Source organism: Nocardioides sp. Z38_18 (assembly GCF_058215695.1).
Genome location: NZ_JBZAJE010000001.1, coordinates 423094 through 436131 on the forward strand (window position 1 = coordinate 423094; position 13038 = coordinate 436131).

Sequence of the window (13038 nt, forward strand, 5' to 3'; positions counted from 1 at the left end):
GGACGCTCATGGCCAAGGACCTGAGATTCGGCGAGGAGGCCAGGCGGCTGTTGCTGTCCGGCGTGGACCAGCTTGCTGAGGCGGTGAAGTCGACGCTCGGTCCGAAGGGGCGCAACGTGATCCTCGAGAAGATCACGGGGTCGCCGGTGGTGACCAACGACGGCGTCACGATCGCTCGCGAGATCCACCTCGGCGACCAGTTCGAGAACATGGGCGCCCAGCTGGTCAAGGAAGCGGCGATCAAGACCAACGACATCGTCGGCGACGGTACGACGACCGCGACCGTGATCGCGCAGGCCATCATCCGCGAGGGCATGGAGGCGATCGGCAAGGGCGGCAACCCGGTCCTGGTCAAGCGCGGTGTCGACCTCGCGGTCGGCAGCCTCGTCGACCAGCTCCGCAAGGTCGCCCACCCCGTGGTCAGCTTCGAGGACTACGCCCGGGTCGCGTCGATCTCCGCCAACAACGACGAGACCGTCGGGCGAGTGCTGGCCGAGGCGCTGCACGCCGTCGGGGACTCCGGCATCGTCACCGTCGAGGAGTCCACCGCGCACGGGATGAGCGTCGACTTCGTCGAGGGGTTCGAGTACGACAACGGCTACCTCTCGCCCTACCTGGTCACCCACCCGGCCAGTCTCGAGGCGATCCTCGACGACCCCTACATCTTGTTGTGCAGCGAGAAGATCACCAAGGTGCAGGAGATCATGCCGCTGCTGGACAAGGTGATGCGCAACCCGAAGCCGCTGGTGATCATCGCCGAGACGGTGGAGGGATCGGCGCTGAGCATGCTGGTGCACAACCACGTCAACGGGGTGTTCCGGTGCGTGGCCACCAAGGCGCCCGGGTTCGGTGACCGCCGGCTGCGCAAGCTCGAGGACATCGCCACGATCACCGGCGGCGAGGTCTACAGCAAGCACTCCGGGTTCAGCCTGGAGACGATGAAGATCGAGCAGCTCGGCCGGGCACGCCAGGTGCGGGTCACCGCCGAGCGGACCACGATCATCGACGGCGCCGGCTCCTCGGAGAAGGTCGAGTTCCGCGTCGCCCAGCTGCGGGCGGAGCTCGAGCGGGCCACGTTCGGCATCGACGAGGAGGTGCTCAGCGAGCGGATCGGCTCCCTGTCGGGCAAGGTCGCCGTGATCAAGGTCGGGGCACCCACCAACGCCGAGCTGGCCGAGCTGCAGCACCGGGTCGAGGACGCCCTGTCCGCGACCCGCGCCGCCATGGCCGAGGGCATCGTGGCCGGTGGGGGCGTCGCCCTGATGCACGCGGCGCCTGTCCTCGACGATCTCGATGTCAAGGACGACTACGCGACCGGGGTGGGCATCGTGCGTCGTGCGCTCACCGAGCCGACGTACCTGATCGCCGCCAACGCCGGCTATCCCGGCCACGAGGTGGTGGCCACGGTGGCGGGGATGGGTGTCGACGAGGGCTTCGACGCGCTCGAGGGCAGCTACGGGAACATGATCGACATGGGGATCATCGACCCCCTGCGCGTGTGTCGCTCGGCCCTGCAGAACGGCGCCTCCGTCGCCGGGCTGCTGCTCACGACCAACACGCTGATCGCCGAGGAGCAGACCCCCTGGGGTGGCAGCCGCGCGCTGATGAGCGAGTTCGGGCAGCTCGACGAGGGACTGCACCAGCCTTCCCCGGACTCCAGCACGCCGCAGTCGCTCGGCCTCGGCCCGTCGGTCGGGTGAGGGCGGACCATGCCGGCCGACGGCGTCACGCCCGAGCAGCCTGAGCCACCCCCGCCACCGGCCGTCGTACGACGGCTCGAGGGCCCGAGCGCGACCCTGCTCCGCGACCTGGTCGAGACCTTCGAGGAGCTGCAGACCGTGCTGCGCTGCTGCGAGCGGCTGGTGGCCGAGACCGCCGGCCGCCCGCGCCCCGACGAGGTCGTCGTCGAGGGGGTCTGGACGATGGCGCTGCTGTCCTACGCGCGCAGCTTCGCCGAGCGCACCTCGGGGCCGGTGCTCACCGAGGAGGACCTGACCCGGGCGCAGCCCGAGACCGAGGTGCTCACCTGGCACCAGGTCCTGCTCCAGCTGCGCGAGCAGCACACGGACCCGGTCTCCAGCCCGCGGGAGCAGTTCACCATCGCGGTGACCCAGGACGAGCAGGGTGCGGCGAGCGGGGTGGCGATCACCTCCGCCCGCACCCCGCTGGTCGACGAGCTGACCGTGCGGCAGACCGGCGCCATCGCCTACGCGCTGAGCACGCTGGTCAACGAGCGCATCGAGGCCCAGCAGCTGGTGGTCTTCGAGGAGCTCGAGGGCACGTCGCCCGACGACCTGGAGAAGCTCGAGACGGTCGAGCTCGCGGACGCGCTCGCCTAGCGCGCCGGAGCCGGAGGATGTTCCAGCGCAAGGCACGGTTCGCCAGCGTCGCGTTCGTGCGGGGACCGCTGCCGCTGCTCGGACCTGCGTTCGTCGCGGCGATCGCCTACATCGACCCCGGCAACTTCGCCACCAACATCACGGCCGGGTCCCGGTTCGGCTACCTGCTGGTCTGGGTCGTCGTCGTCAGCAACCTGATGGCGATGCTGATCCAGTACCTCTCCGCCAAGGCCGGCATCGCCACCGGCAAGAACCTGGCCGAGCTGTGCCGGGACCACTTCTCCCGCCGGGTCACGCGCGGCCTCTGGGCGCAGGCCGAGCTGGTGGCCATCGCCACCGACCTGGCCGAGGTCCTGGGCGGCGCGCTCGCGCTGCACCTGCTGTTCGGGCTGCCGCTCCTGGTGGGCGGGGCGATCACGGCCGCGGTGGCATTCGCCCTGCTGGGGCTGCAGAGTCGCGGCGCGCGCCCGTTCGAGGTGGCGATCACCGGGCTGCTGCTCGTCGTGCTCGTGGGGTTCCTCTACAGCCTGGTCCACGGCGGGGCCGATGCCGGTGGTGTCGTCGGCGGCCTGGCCCCGCGGTTCGAGGGCACGGACACGGTGCTGCTGGCCACCGGGATGCTGGGTGCCACGGTGATGCCGCACGTGATCTACCTGCACGGGGCGCTCACGCAGAACCGCTACGCGCGCTCCACCGAGCGGGAGCGGCTGGCGCTGCTGCGCAGCCAGCGGATCGACGTGGTGACCGCGATGACCCTGGCCGGGGTCATCAACCTGACCATGCTCGTCGTCGCGGCACAGGTGCTCTCGGGCGGACCGGAGCCCGTGGACACGATCGAGGGTGCCCACGCCGGCCTCTCCGAGGCGTTGGGCCCCACGGCGGCGCTGCTGTTCGCGCTCGCGCTGCTCGCCTCGGGCTTCGCCGCCTCCGGCGTGGGCACGTTCTCCGGCCAGGTGGTGATGCAGGGCTTCCTGCGCCGCAAGGTGCCGCTCGTCGTACGCCGGCTGGTGACGCTCGCGCCTGCCCTGGTGGTGATCGGCGCGGGTGTCGACCCGACGCGGGCGCTGGTGATCTCCCAGGTGGTGCTGTCCTTCGGCATCCCGTTCGCGCTGATCCCGCTGGTGCTGCTCACCAGCCGCCGCAAGGTGATGGGCGCCCTGGTGAACCGGCGCCCGACCACGATCGCGGCCGCCGCGGTGGCCACCGTGATCTGTGGTCTCAACGTCACCCTGATCGCGCTGACCGTCGCGCGCTAGGGAGCCGGGACCTGCTCCCGCAGCGCGGGCATCACCTGCTCGCAGATCAGGCGCAGGCTCTCCCAGGACGGCTCGGCCGGCATCCCCGCGCAGAGCGGGTGGCTGGTGACGAGCTTGATCTCGCCCGACCGGCACCGCTCGGCGAGGTCGTCGGGGGTGAGCGCGACGTACCGGCCGGCTTCGCGCAGGTCCGCCACGGTCGTGGAGTCGTCGCGCACGACCGAGGGCTGGTCGCCGGCCCAGGCGGCATAGGCCCGGGCGTCGGCGAGCAGGACGTGGCCGTGCTCGGCCCAGAACGCGTCGGGGTCCTCGGCGCAGAAGACGATGGCCGGACCCGGAGGGGGCACCATCACGAAACCGGGCTCCCGGCCCAGCTCGCGGCACGTCTGGCGGTAGAGCTCGCGAAGCTCGCGGTCGGCGACCTGGGGCGCGAAGCCGAGCCCGAGGCGCGCGGCCCGCCGGGCCGCCACCGGCGACCCGCCGCCGTAGAAGAGCAGCGGGTGCGGCCGGCTGTACGGCGAGGGAGTGATCCGGACGCGGCGACCCTGGTGCTCGACCTCGTCTCCGGCCCACAAGGAGAGCAGCAGCCGGATCGTCTCCTCGATGTCGGCGCCCCGGGTCGACCACGGCTGGTCGAAGAGGGTGTACTCCTCGCGGCGGTAGCCGAGCCCCAGGGTGTAGCTGACCCGGCCACCGCTGAGATGGTCGAGCACGGCCACGTCCTCGGCGAGCTTGATCGGCTCGTAGAGGTTGACCAGGAGCGCCGAGACCGAGATCGGGATCCGGCTCGTCCGAGCGGCGAGCGCGGCCGCGGCGACGATCGGACTCGGCAGGTAGCCGTCCTCGGATCCGTGGTGCTCGGAGAGCATCAGGGCGTCCTGTCCGTGCTCCTCGACGTAGGTGACCTGGTCCAGCGCGCGGGCGAACAGCTCCCGGCGGGCCCGGGGATCGGCGCCCGGTGCGCGGAAGTCGAAGCGGGTGACGAAGGTGACCACGTCAGACCGCGTCGACCGGCGCGAGCTTGCGGGTCAGGAACGAGACCTGGTGCGCGACCGCGGGCTCGAACCACGGCTTGCCGGGGTAGATGTCGAAGTGGTCGCACGGGTAGTGCCGCACCTCGGCCCGGGCGTTGAAGGCGGCCTTGGACGCGGCGTGCGGGGGAGCACTGCGGTCGAAGTCCGCGATCTGCACCAGCACGGGGGCGCGGACCAGCCTGGCGCTCCGGACCGGGCGGTGGCCGCCGAGCTCCAGGCCCACCGTCGCGTCGATCTCGTTGCGCCAGGTCGGGCCGGCGATCGCGAGGTAGTCCTCGTAGGAGCCCTCCAGCGACAGGGCCGCGAGCTCGCCCGGCCGGCCGACGACGGGCATCATCACCGGCGCCCGGCCCCGGAGGCCGGCCACCCGGCTGCGGAACCCGGCTGCGGTCGAGCGCAGCATCTCCGCCTTGGTGTGGCTGGCCAGCGCGTGCCGGCCCGCCGCGAGGCCGTCCACGAGCGGGGTCACGGCCACCACCGCGGCCACGTCGTCACGGCCCGCAGCTGCGTCGAAGACGTGACCCCCGGCGAGGGAGACCCCCCACAGCACCAGCCGGTCCGGGTCGACGCCGGGCAGCGCGGCGGCTGCCGACATGGCGGCGCGGTAGTCGGCGAGCTGGCCGCTCATGCTGACCGTCTGCCGGGGGGTCCCGGCGCTGGCGCCGAACCCGCGGTAGTCGAAGGCCAGCACATCGAGCCCGGCGGCGGCCAGCGCCTCGGCGAACGGCTGCAGGCCGGAGTCCTTGGTGCCGGCGAGGCCGTGGGCCATCACCACGACGGGCCGCCCGGCCGGGCCCGTGAGGTCGTCGCTGCCCGCGGCGAAGTGCCAGGCGTCGCAGGCGACACCCTCGGAGTCGAAGGTGAGCTGTTCGGGCGTCATGAGCCGTCCTCCTCGGACGCAGGCTCCTCGGGGAGCGTGCCGTAGATGGTGCGCAGCCAGATGGCGGTCAGCGCCTCGATCTGCTGGTCCCGGGTCAGGCTGCCGCCGAGCGCGACCCGTTCGAGCATCCGGTCGTTGAGCTCGAGGAGCACGGTGGCGAGCGCGACCGGGTCGGGGCCGGTGGGCGCACGGCCCGCAGCCCGCTCGCGCTGGATCATGTCGGAGACCGGCTGCACGAACGACTGGCGGTCCGACTCCCACATGGCCCGGACGGCCTCGGTGGTGGCCCGGGCCTCGAGCATCGCCGCGAACTGGTGCTGGTGCCGCTCGACCACGTCGAAGAGCCCGCGCAGCATGGTCTCGATCCGCATCACCGGCGGGCCGTCGGTGGTGGCCACCAGCCCCGAGGCGGCGACGACCTCGTCGTACATCTCCTCCATCAGGGCGGCCACGGCAACGGCCTTGTTCTCGAAGTAGAAGTAGAAGGCGGACCGCGTCACCCCCGCCCCGCGGGCGATGTCGGCGATGTTGACCGACTCCAGGCTGCTCTCCTGGAGGTGCCGGTCGAGCGACTCGAGCAGCGCGGCGCGGCGCTGGTCGCCCTTCTGGGGCGGACGGCGATCACGCGTGCCCGCCAATGGGCGGCTCACGCCGTGGCCCGGGTCAGCGCCGGGGCTCCGAGCCGTTCCGCCCGGCGCAGGCCCTGGGGGAGCTCCTTGGTGCGCAGGTCGTGCTCGTAGATGAAGAAGTCGACCTGCTGGGTGTGCCGGGCGGTGGTGTTGTAGTGCCCGATGTACTTCTGCTCGTCCTCCACGATCACCCGCTCCATCACCTCCTGCTCGGGGAGCCGGTAGCGGCCGGCGGCGTACGCCGCGACCAACCGGGCCTGGCACTCCACGAACGGGAACAGCGTCGGTGTGGACTGCGCGAAGCCGACGAAGACGAGGTCGTCGATCCCAGGCTTGAACATCCGCTTGTAGAGCGGCAGCCGGTTGTCGGGAGCCGAGAGGAAGGACTCGTCGAAGAACGGGAACGTGATGTTGTAGCCGGTCGCGTAGATGATCACGTCGAAGTCGCTGCTGGTGCCGTCCTCGAAGTGCACGGTGCTGCCGTCGAGCCGGGACACGTTGCCCTTGGGGGTGACGTCGCCGGAGCCGAGCCTGAGCGGGAGCTCGACCGACTGGGTCGGGTGGGCCTCGAAGAACTTGTGGTTGGGCGTGGGCAGGCCGAAGTCCTCGGGCCGACCGGTGCTCACCGGCTGCATCACCTGGACGAACTTGCGCTGCCAGGACAGGGGTAGATAGGGCGTGGTGGCGTAGTATTTGTCGGCCGGCTTCCCGGCGATGTACTTCGGCACGATCCAGGCGCCGGAGCGGGTGGAGAGCGTGACCTCGTTCTGCAGCGCCTTGGAGGACAGCTCGACGGTGATGTCGGCCGCGCTGTTGCCGATGCCGACCACCAGGATCCGCTTGCCGGTGAAGTCGAGCGGGTCGCGGGGGTCGACATAGGCGTGGGAGTGGATCACCTCGCCGGTGAACTCGCCGGGGAAGCTCGGGAAGCGCGGGTCCCAGTGGTGCCCGTTGCCCACGACGAGCAGGTCGGCGTGGCGGGTCTCCCCGGCCTCGGTGTCGAGCTCCCAGCCGCCCGACTCGAGCCGTCGGGCGCTCAGGACCCGGTTCTGGAACTCGATGTGCTCGCGCAGGCCGAAGGCGTCGGTGTAGTCGTCGAGGTAGGCCTTGATCTGGGTGTGGTGCGGGAAGTCCGGGTAGTCCTCGGGCATCGGGAAGTCCCGGAACGAGAGCCGGTGCTTCGAGGTGTCGATGTGCAGCGAGCGGTAGGCGCTGCTGTGCCCGTTGGGGTTCTCGAACGCCCAGTTGCCTCCGACCCGGTCCGAGGCCTCGAAGCAGGTGTAGGGCAGGCCGTAGTCCTGGAGCATCTTCGCGGTGGTCAGCCCGCTGATGCCGGCGCCGATGACAGCCGTGGTGGGTGCGTTCACCACCGCATCCTCTGGCACGTGTCGATTTTTATCAACACCTGTGAATTCCGGGAGAAACCTGCTTGGGTTCCGGCTATGTCCCAGACAGTGACCCACGACACATCCACCTCCGGCTCCACCGAGACCCCGGTGGCGGTGGTGTTCGGCGGAGCCTCCGGCATCGGCGCCGCCATCGCGGCAGCCTCCGAACGCGCCGGGTACCGCGTGCACGTCGCCGACCTGACCGGCTCCACACCGGTCGACGTGACCGACGAGGCATCGGTGGAGGCGTTCCTGACCGGGGTCCGCGAGCAGGAGGGCCGGCTGGACCTGGTGGTGAACAGCGCCGGGTCGAGCACGCTGGGGCTGGTCACGGAGATGCCGGTCGAGGAGTTCCGCCGAGTGGTCGACGTGTGCCTGACGGGTGGCTTCGTGGTGCTCAAGCACGCCGGGCGGCTGGTCGACGACGGTGGCTCGATCATCTCGCTGACCTCGCTGAACGCTCGTCAGCCCGGGTCGGGGCTCTCGGCGTACTGCGCCGCGAAGGCAGGGCTGGCCATGCTCACCGAGGTGACGGCCCTGGAGCTGGGGCTCCGGCGGGTGCGGGTCAACGCCGTCTCGCCCGGTCTGGTGCCCACCCCGTTGACCGCCCCGGCGCTCGACATCGCCGGCATCGAGGACGACTACCTCGAGAACACGCCTCTGGGCAGGGCCGGCGCACCCGAGGAGATCGCGGAGGCCGTGCTGTTCCTGGCCTCGGCACAGTGGATCACCGGTGAGGTGCTCGACATCAACGGGGGAGCGCACCTGAAGCGCTACCCCGACATCCACGGCCATGTGATGAGGGCGTTCGGCTGATGCTCTTCCCCGAGCTGGGCTGCTACGGGCTGGCCGGCCACTCCGCCGACCCCCGTGACCTGCTCGCGGAGGTCGGTGAGGCCGAGGCGCTCGGGCTCGGTGCAGTGTTCCTCTCCGAGCGGTTCAACCTCAAGGACGCCGGGGTGCTGGCCGGTGCCGCCGCCGCGGTCTCCAGCCGCATCGGGATCGGTACGGCGGCCACGAACCACAACACCCGGCACCCGCTGGTGACCGCCACGATGGCGGCCACACTGCACCGGCTCAGTGGCGGGAGGTACGCCTTCGGCCTCGGCCGCGGGTTCGACCTGCTCTTCGACGTGATGGGGCTGCCGCGGGTCACCGGCGCGCAGCTCGAGGACGTCGTCGGCATCCTCAGGACCCTGTGGTCGGGAGGCACGGTCGCGGGCCACGACGGCCCCGCCGGGTCGTTCCCCTACCTGAGCCAGGACCCCTCCTTCGACGAGCACATCCCGGTGCTGATGACCGCGATCGGCCCACGGACCCTGGAGCTGGCCGGACGCGTGGCCGACGGTGTCGTGCTGCACACCTACCTCACCGACGAGACGCTCGCCGCTGCCGTCGGCACCGTGCGGACCGCGGCGGAGCAGGCAGGGCGTGACCCGGCCTCGGTGCGGGTCTGGTCCGTGCTGGCGACCGTGGAGGAGTCGGTGCCCGAGGAGGTCGCGCTGCGCAAGACCGTGGGCCGGCTGGCGACCTATCTCCAGGGGTACGGGCAGGTCCTCGTCGACGCCAACGGCTGGGACCCCGACGACCTGGCCAGGTTCCGGGGAGACCCTCTGGTGACCGGCTACCCCGGTGCCTTCGACGCGATCGGGACCACCGAGCAGCTCACCTACCTGCGCGACCAGGTGCTGCCGGCGCACTGGCTGGCGGCCTCCGCGACCGGCACCGCCGCGCAGTGCGCGGCCCGGGTCGCCGACCAGTTCGACGCCGGGGCCGACAGCGTGATCCTGCACGGCGCCACCCCGGCCGAGCTGGAGCCCGTGCTCGGGGCCTGGGCCCGCGTCCGGGAGCCGGAGCGGTTCGCTGCCCTGCCCGCCAACCCCGGCTGGATGGTGCAGCAGTGAGCGGGTCAGTGATCTGTGAGCCCGGCGGGCTGACCTCGCAGTGGCTCAGCACGGCCCTGGGCCATGAGGTGCAGGTCAGGTCCCTCGCGCCGGTCGGGACCGGCCAGATCGGCACCTGCTTCCGGGTGCGCTTCGACGACTCGGACGGGGAGCACACGCTGCTGGCCAAGCTCCCGGCCGTGGACCCCGCCATGCGCGAGCTGCTGGCCGGTGCCTACCGCAGCGAGGTGAGGTTCTACGCGGAGCTCGCGGGCACGGTCGCCGTCACGGTCCCGAGCTGCGACCTGGCGCTGATCACCCCCGGCACCGGCGACTTCACCCTCCTCCTGCAGGACCTGGCTCCGGCGCAGCAGGGTGACCAGGTCGCGGGGTGCTCGGTGGCGCAGGCGCGGGCGGCGGTGGTCAACCTCGCGGGGCTGCACGGGCCGCGCTGGTGCGACCCCGCCCTGACCGAGGTCGAGGGACTGGCCCTGAACGGACCCGACGACGCGGCGCTGCTGGCGGAGCTCTACGGGCCGGCGACCGAGCTGTTCGTGGAGGGACTCGGCGAGCTGATCGCCGCCGAGGACGTCGCGACGCTCCGAGCCTGTGTCGAGGTCGCCGAGCCCTGGGCGCTGGCGCGCCCGGACTGCTTCACGCTGATGCACGGGGACTACCGGCTCGACAACCTGATGTTCGCCCCGGGCGACGGGGGTGACGAGGTGCGTGTGTGGGCGGTGGACTGGCAGACGCTGTCGCTGGCCCTGCCGGCCCGCGACCTGGCCTACTTCCTCGGGACCAGCCTCCCGGTGGCGGACCGGCGTGCCTGCGAGCGCGAGCTCGTCGAGGCCTACCACTCGACGCTGGTGGGCCACGGGGTCGCTGACTACTCCTTCGAGGCCTGCTGGGAGGACTACCGCCTCGCGATGGTCCAGGGGCCGCTGGTGGCCGTCTTCGGGTGCGCCTACGGCACCCGGACCGAGCGCGGTGACCAGATGTTCGCGGCGATGGTGCGCCGCTCGTGCGCGGCCGTCCGCGACCACGGGACCCTCGACCTCGTGCGCCGGCTCTGAGTCGTGGCGCCAGGCGGACCGGGCTGTTCACCTCCCGGCTAGGGCGTGTCGATCACCATGGCGCCACCGGCGGACGTAGTTTCGTCGGACCGGCCTGTGGGGAAGCAGGCCGCACCAGGAGGGCGAAGTTCGTGAGAGATCACGGCCACAGCACCATCGGAGGTCACCACCCCGGCCCCCGACGCCTCACCCGGTCCGTGCACCACTGCTAGCGGACCGGGGCGCAGGGGTGCGCGCACCGGTCACAAGGGGATCCAGTGACAACAGCGAAGCGCGCAGCCGTCGGGACCAGCACGTCCGAGGCCCCGGCGCAGCCCTCCGGTCGACGCACCTACGTCGTGGACACCTCGGTGCTGCTGGCTGATCCGGGCGCGTTGAGACGGTTCGATGAGCACGAGGTCGTCCTCCCCGTGGTGGTGATCACCGAGCTCGAGGGGAAGCGCCACCACCCCGAGCTCGGCTACTTCGCCCGGTCCGCGCTGCGCATGCTCGACGAGCTCAGGGTGCAGGCCGGCCGCCTCGACGAGCCGGTCCCGGTGGGGGACCACGGCGGCACCGTGCGTGTCGAGCTGAACCACACCGACCCCGCGTCGCTGCCCTCGGGCTTCCGGCTCGGCGACAACGACACCCGGATCCTCGCGGTGGCCTGCAACCTGCGGAACGAGGGCCACGACGTCACGCTGATCTCCAAGGACCTGCCGCTGCGGATCAAGGCCTCCGCCGTGGGCCTCGACGCGGCCGAGTACCGCGGGGAGCAGGTGCACGAGTCCGACGCAGGCTGGACCGGGATGGCCGAGGTCGACGTGACCGCTGCCGACCTCGACGACCTGTACGACGACCAGGTGGTCGACCTCGACGTCGCCCGCGACCTGCCGTGCCACACCGGCCTGGTGCTGATGTCGGACCGGGGGAGCGCACTGGGCCGGGTGAAGGGGGACAAGCGCGTCCACCTCGTCCGCGGGGACCGGGAGGCGTTCGGGATCCACGGGCGCTCGGCCGAGCAGCGGATCGCGCTCGACCTGCTGCTCGACCCCGAGATCGGGATCGTGTCGCTGGGCGGCCGGGCCGGGACCGGCAAGTCGGCGCTGGCGCTGTGCGCGGGCCTCGAGACGGTCCTGGAGCGCCGTACGCACAAGAAGGTGGTGGTGTTCCGGCCGTTGTTCGCGGTCGGGGGCCAAGAGCTCGGCTACCTGCCGGGCAGCGAGTCGGAGAAGATGTCGCCCTGGGGCCAGGCGGTCTTCGACACCCTGGGAGCGATCACCACCCCCGACGTCGTCGAGGAGGTGCTCGACCGCGGGATGCTCGAGGTGCTGCCGCTGACCCACATCCGCGGACGGTCCCTGCACGACGCCTTCGTGATCGTCGACGAGGCGCAGTCACTGGAGCGCAACGTGCTGCTCACGGTGCTGTCGCGGATCGGCGCCAACTCCAAGGTGGTGCTCACCCACGACGTCGCCCAGCGCGACAACCTCAGGGTGGGACGCCACGACGGCGTGGTCGCGGTGGTGGACCGGCTCAAGGGGCACCCGCTGTTCGCCCACGTGACGCTGACCCGTTCGGAGCGGTCCCCGATCGCCGCGCTGGTCACCGAGATGCTGGAGCACATGACCATGTGATGCCGGGGTGATGCCGGGGTGACGTCGGGCGGGTGTGCACGAGATCACGCCGCTCAGGGCGTGGTTGGCCTTGTCACGACCCCCGGAGATGGGGAAAGGTGACGGGTCTTCCCCGCCTGACGCTCCGCGCTTCCCCCCAGCACGTTGAGCGTGAATGACTTCCATGTCGTCAACGCTAGGGTCCCCCTTGTTCCACAAGTACTCCGCAAGCCACCGAAGCAGGCCCACAACCACCCGCATCGCCCGTCTGCGCAGCCAGTTGCGCAAGTTCGCCCTCTCCTCGGGGATCGCGGTCGCAGGCACCGGCCTCGTCGTCGCGTCGGGGATGGTCGCGCAGGACTCGCCCGACGAGACCACGGCCACGGCGTTCACCGGCGTGAGCCCCACCACGCCGCCCCCCTCCTCGGATGATCGCGAGGAGCGGGTCTCCCGCTCGGCCGGGGACCGCCAGCCCCTGGTCGAACGGGCCAAGGCGGCAGGGGCCAAGAAGGCCCAGAAGAAGGCGCAGAAGAAGGCCCAGGCTCTCGCGAAGCGCGCCGAGCGCCGGGCTGCGGCCTCCAGGTCGCTGGAGCGGGCCAGGTCCAACCCCCAGCAGCTCGCCCGCACCCTGATGCCCGAGTTCGACATGCCGGCCTCGCAGTTCAGCTGCCTGGACAACCTCTGGTCCTCGGAGTCGGGGTGGAAGGTGAACGCGGACAACCCCACGTCCTCCGCCTACGGCATCCCGCAGGCCCTGCCCGGATCGAAGATGTCCTCGGCCGGCCCCGACTGGGAGAACAACCCCGAGACCCAGATCCGCTGGGGCCTGGGCTACATCAACGACCGCTACGGCACCGCGTGCGACGCCTGGTCCTTCAAGCAGGGCGCCGGCTGGTACTGAGCCGGGCTGGTTCTCGGCCGACATGCGCAGGCCGATGAGTTCGGCCGACGCTGGGAGTCG

Annotated in this window: 12 protein-coding genes; 8 read left to right on the top strand and 4 right to left on the bottom strand. The window is 71.4% G+C overall.

The genetic code is table 11. The features are described 5' to 3' along the window. Positions 1 to 8: 8 nt before the first annotated feature. Genes groL through AC4BGC_RS02080 form a run of 3 tightly spaced genes read left to right on the top strand, consistent with a single transcriptional unit; the run spans position 9 to position 3595 of the window. Complete coding sequence (gene groL, locus AC4BGC_RS02070) at positions 9 to 1700, top strand: chaperonin GroEL (RefSeq protein WP_490554097.1); 1692 nt, start codon at positions 9 to 11, stop codon at positions 1698 to 1700. A gap of 9 nt (positions 1701 to 1709) precedes the next feature. Beyond that, positions 1710 to 2339, top strand: coding sequence for a hypothetical protein (locus AC4BGC_RS02075; RefSeq protein WP_490554098.1), 630 nt, complete (start codon positions 1710 to 1712; stop codon positions 2337 to 2339). A gap of 17 nt (positions 2340 to 2356) precedes the next feature. Next, a complete protein-coding gene (locus AC4BGC_RS02080) occupies positions 2357 to 3595 on the top strand; it encodes an Nramp family divalent metal transporter (protein WP_490554099.1) in 1239 nt (412 codons plus the stop codon). Here the strand turns inward: AC4BGC_RS02080 and AC4BGC_RS02085 are convergent. From AC4BGC_RS02085 to AC4BGC_RS02100, 4 genes are read right to left on the bottom strand one after another with little or no spacing between them, the layout of a single operon-like run. Next, positions 3592 to 4590, bottom strand: a complete 999-nt coding sequence (locus tag AC4BGC_RS02085) for an LLM class flavin-dependent oxidoreductase (RefSeq protein ID WP_490554100.1) — start codon at positions 4588 to 4590, stop codon at positions 3592 to 3594. The two genes, AC4BGC_RS02080 and AC4BGC_RS02085, sit on opposite strands and share 4 nt — an antisense overlap. 1 nt (position 4591) lies before the next feature. Beyond that, complete coding sequence (locus AC4BGC_RS02090; RefSeq protein WP_490546391.1) at positions 4592 to 5509, bottom strand: alpha/beta hydrolase; 918 nt, start codon at positions 5507 to 5509, stop codon at positions 4592 to 4594. After that, positions 5506 to 6159 carry a TetR/AcrR family transcriptional regulator gene (locus AC4BGC_RS02095; protein WP_490546390.1) on the bottom strand — a complete coding sequence of 218 codons (654 nt, stop codon included), beginning with the start codon at positions 6157 to 6159 and terminating at the stop codon, positions 5506 to 5508. The genes AC4BGC_RS02090 and AC4BGC_RS02095 overlap by 4 nt, the downstream gene beginning before the upstream one ends. Continuing rightward, positions 6156 to 7505, bottom strand: a complete 1350-nt coding sequence (locus AC4BGC_RS02100) for a flavin-containing monooxygenase (RefSeq protein WP_490554101.1) — start codon at positions 7503 to 7505, stop codon at positions 6156 to 6158. The genes AC4BGC_RS02095 and AC4BGC_RS02100 overlap by 4 nt, the downstream gene beginning before the upstream one ends. Positions 7506 to 7580: 75 nt before the next feature. Here AC4BGC_RS02100 and AC4BGC_RS02105 point away from each other — a divergent pair, with 75 nt between their 5' ends. From AC4BGC_RS02105 to AC4BGC_RS02125, 5 genes are all read left to right on the top strand, one after another. Then, positions 7581 to 8342 carry an SDR family NAD(P)-dependent oxidoreductase gene (locus tag AC4BGC_RS02105; RefSeq protein ID WP_490554102.1) on the top strand — a complete coding sequence of 254 codons (762 nt, stop codon included), beginning with the start codon at positions 7581 to 7583 and terminating at the stop codon, positions 8340 to 8342. Next, positions 8342 to 9430: a TIGR03857 family LLM class F420-dependent oxidoreductase gene (locus tag AC4BGC_RS02110; RefSeq protein ID WP_490554103.1), complete on the top strand. Its 1089-nt coding sequence runs from the start codon at positions 8342 to 8344 to the stop codon at positions 9428 to 9430. The genes AC4BGC_RS02105 and AC4BGC_RS02110 overlap by 1 nt, the downstream gene beginning before the upstream one ends. Beyond that, a complete protein-coding gene (locus AC4BGC_RS02115) occupies positions 9427 to 10482 on the top strand; it encodes an oxidoreductase family protein (protein WP_490554104.1) in 1056 nt (351 codons plus the stop codon). Before AC4BGC_RS02110 ends, AC4BGC_RS02115 begins: the two co-directional genes overlap by 4 nt. A 338-nt stretch (positions 10483 to 10820) precedes the next feature. Then, a complete protein-coding gene (phoH2, locus tag AC4BGC_RS02120) occupies positions 10821 to 12098 on the top strand; it encodes an RNA 5'-3' helicase PhoH2 (protein WP_490546801.1) in 1278 nt (425 codons plus the stop codon). Positions 12099 to 12357: 259 nt separating this feature from the next. Further along, a complete protein-coding gene (locus tag AC4BGC_RS02125; protein ID WP_490554105.1) occupies positions 12358 to 12978 on the top strand; it encodes an aggregation-promoting factor C-terminal-like domain-containing protein in 621 nt (206 codons plus the stop codon). Positions 12979 to 13038: the final 60 nt, after the last annotated feature.

What these genes read in the sequence shown, in the direction of transcription:
- groL (WP_490554097.1), top strand. Translation starts at nt 9, where the DNA reads ATGGCCAAGGACCTGAGATTCGGCGAGGAGGCCAGGCGGCTGTTGCTG.
- AC4BGC_RS02075 (WP_490554098.1), top strand. Translation starts at nt 1,710, where the DNA reads ATGCCGGCCGACGGCGTCACGCCCGAGCAGCCTGAGCCACCCCCGCCA.
- AC4BGC_RS02080 (WP_490554099.1), top strand. Translation starts at nt 2,357, where the DNA reads ATGTTCCAGCGCAAGGCACGGTTCGCCAGCGTCGCGTTCGTGCGGGGA.
- AC4BGC_RS02090 (WP_490546391.1), bottom strand. Translation starts at nt 5,509, where the DNA reads ATGACGCCCGAACAGCTCACCTTCGACTCCGAGGGTGTCGCCTGCGAC.
- AC4BGC_RS02105 (WP_490554102.1), top strand. Translation starts at nt 7,581, where the DNA reads ATGTCCCAGACAGTGACCCACGACACATCCACCTCCGGCTCCACCGAG.
- AC4BGC_RS02110 (WP_490554103.1), top strand. Translation starts at nt 8,342, where the DNA reads ATGCTCTTCCCCGAGCTGGGCTGCTACGGGCTGGCCGGCCACTCCGCC.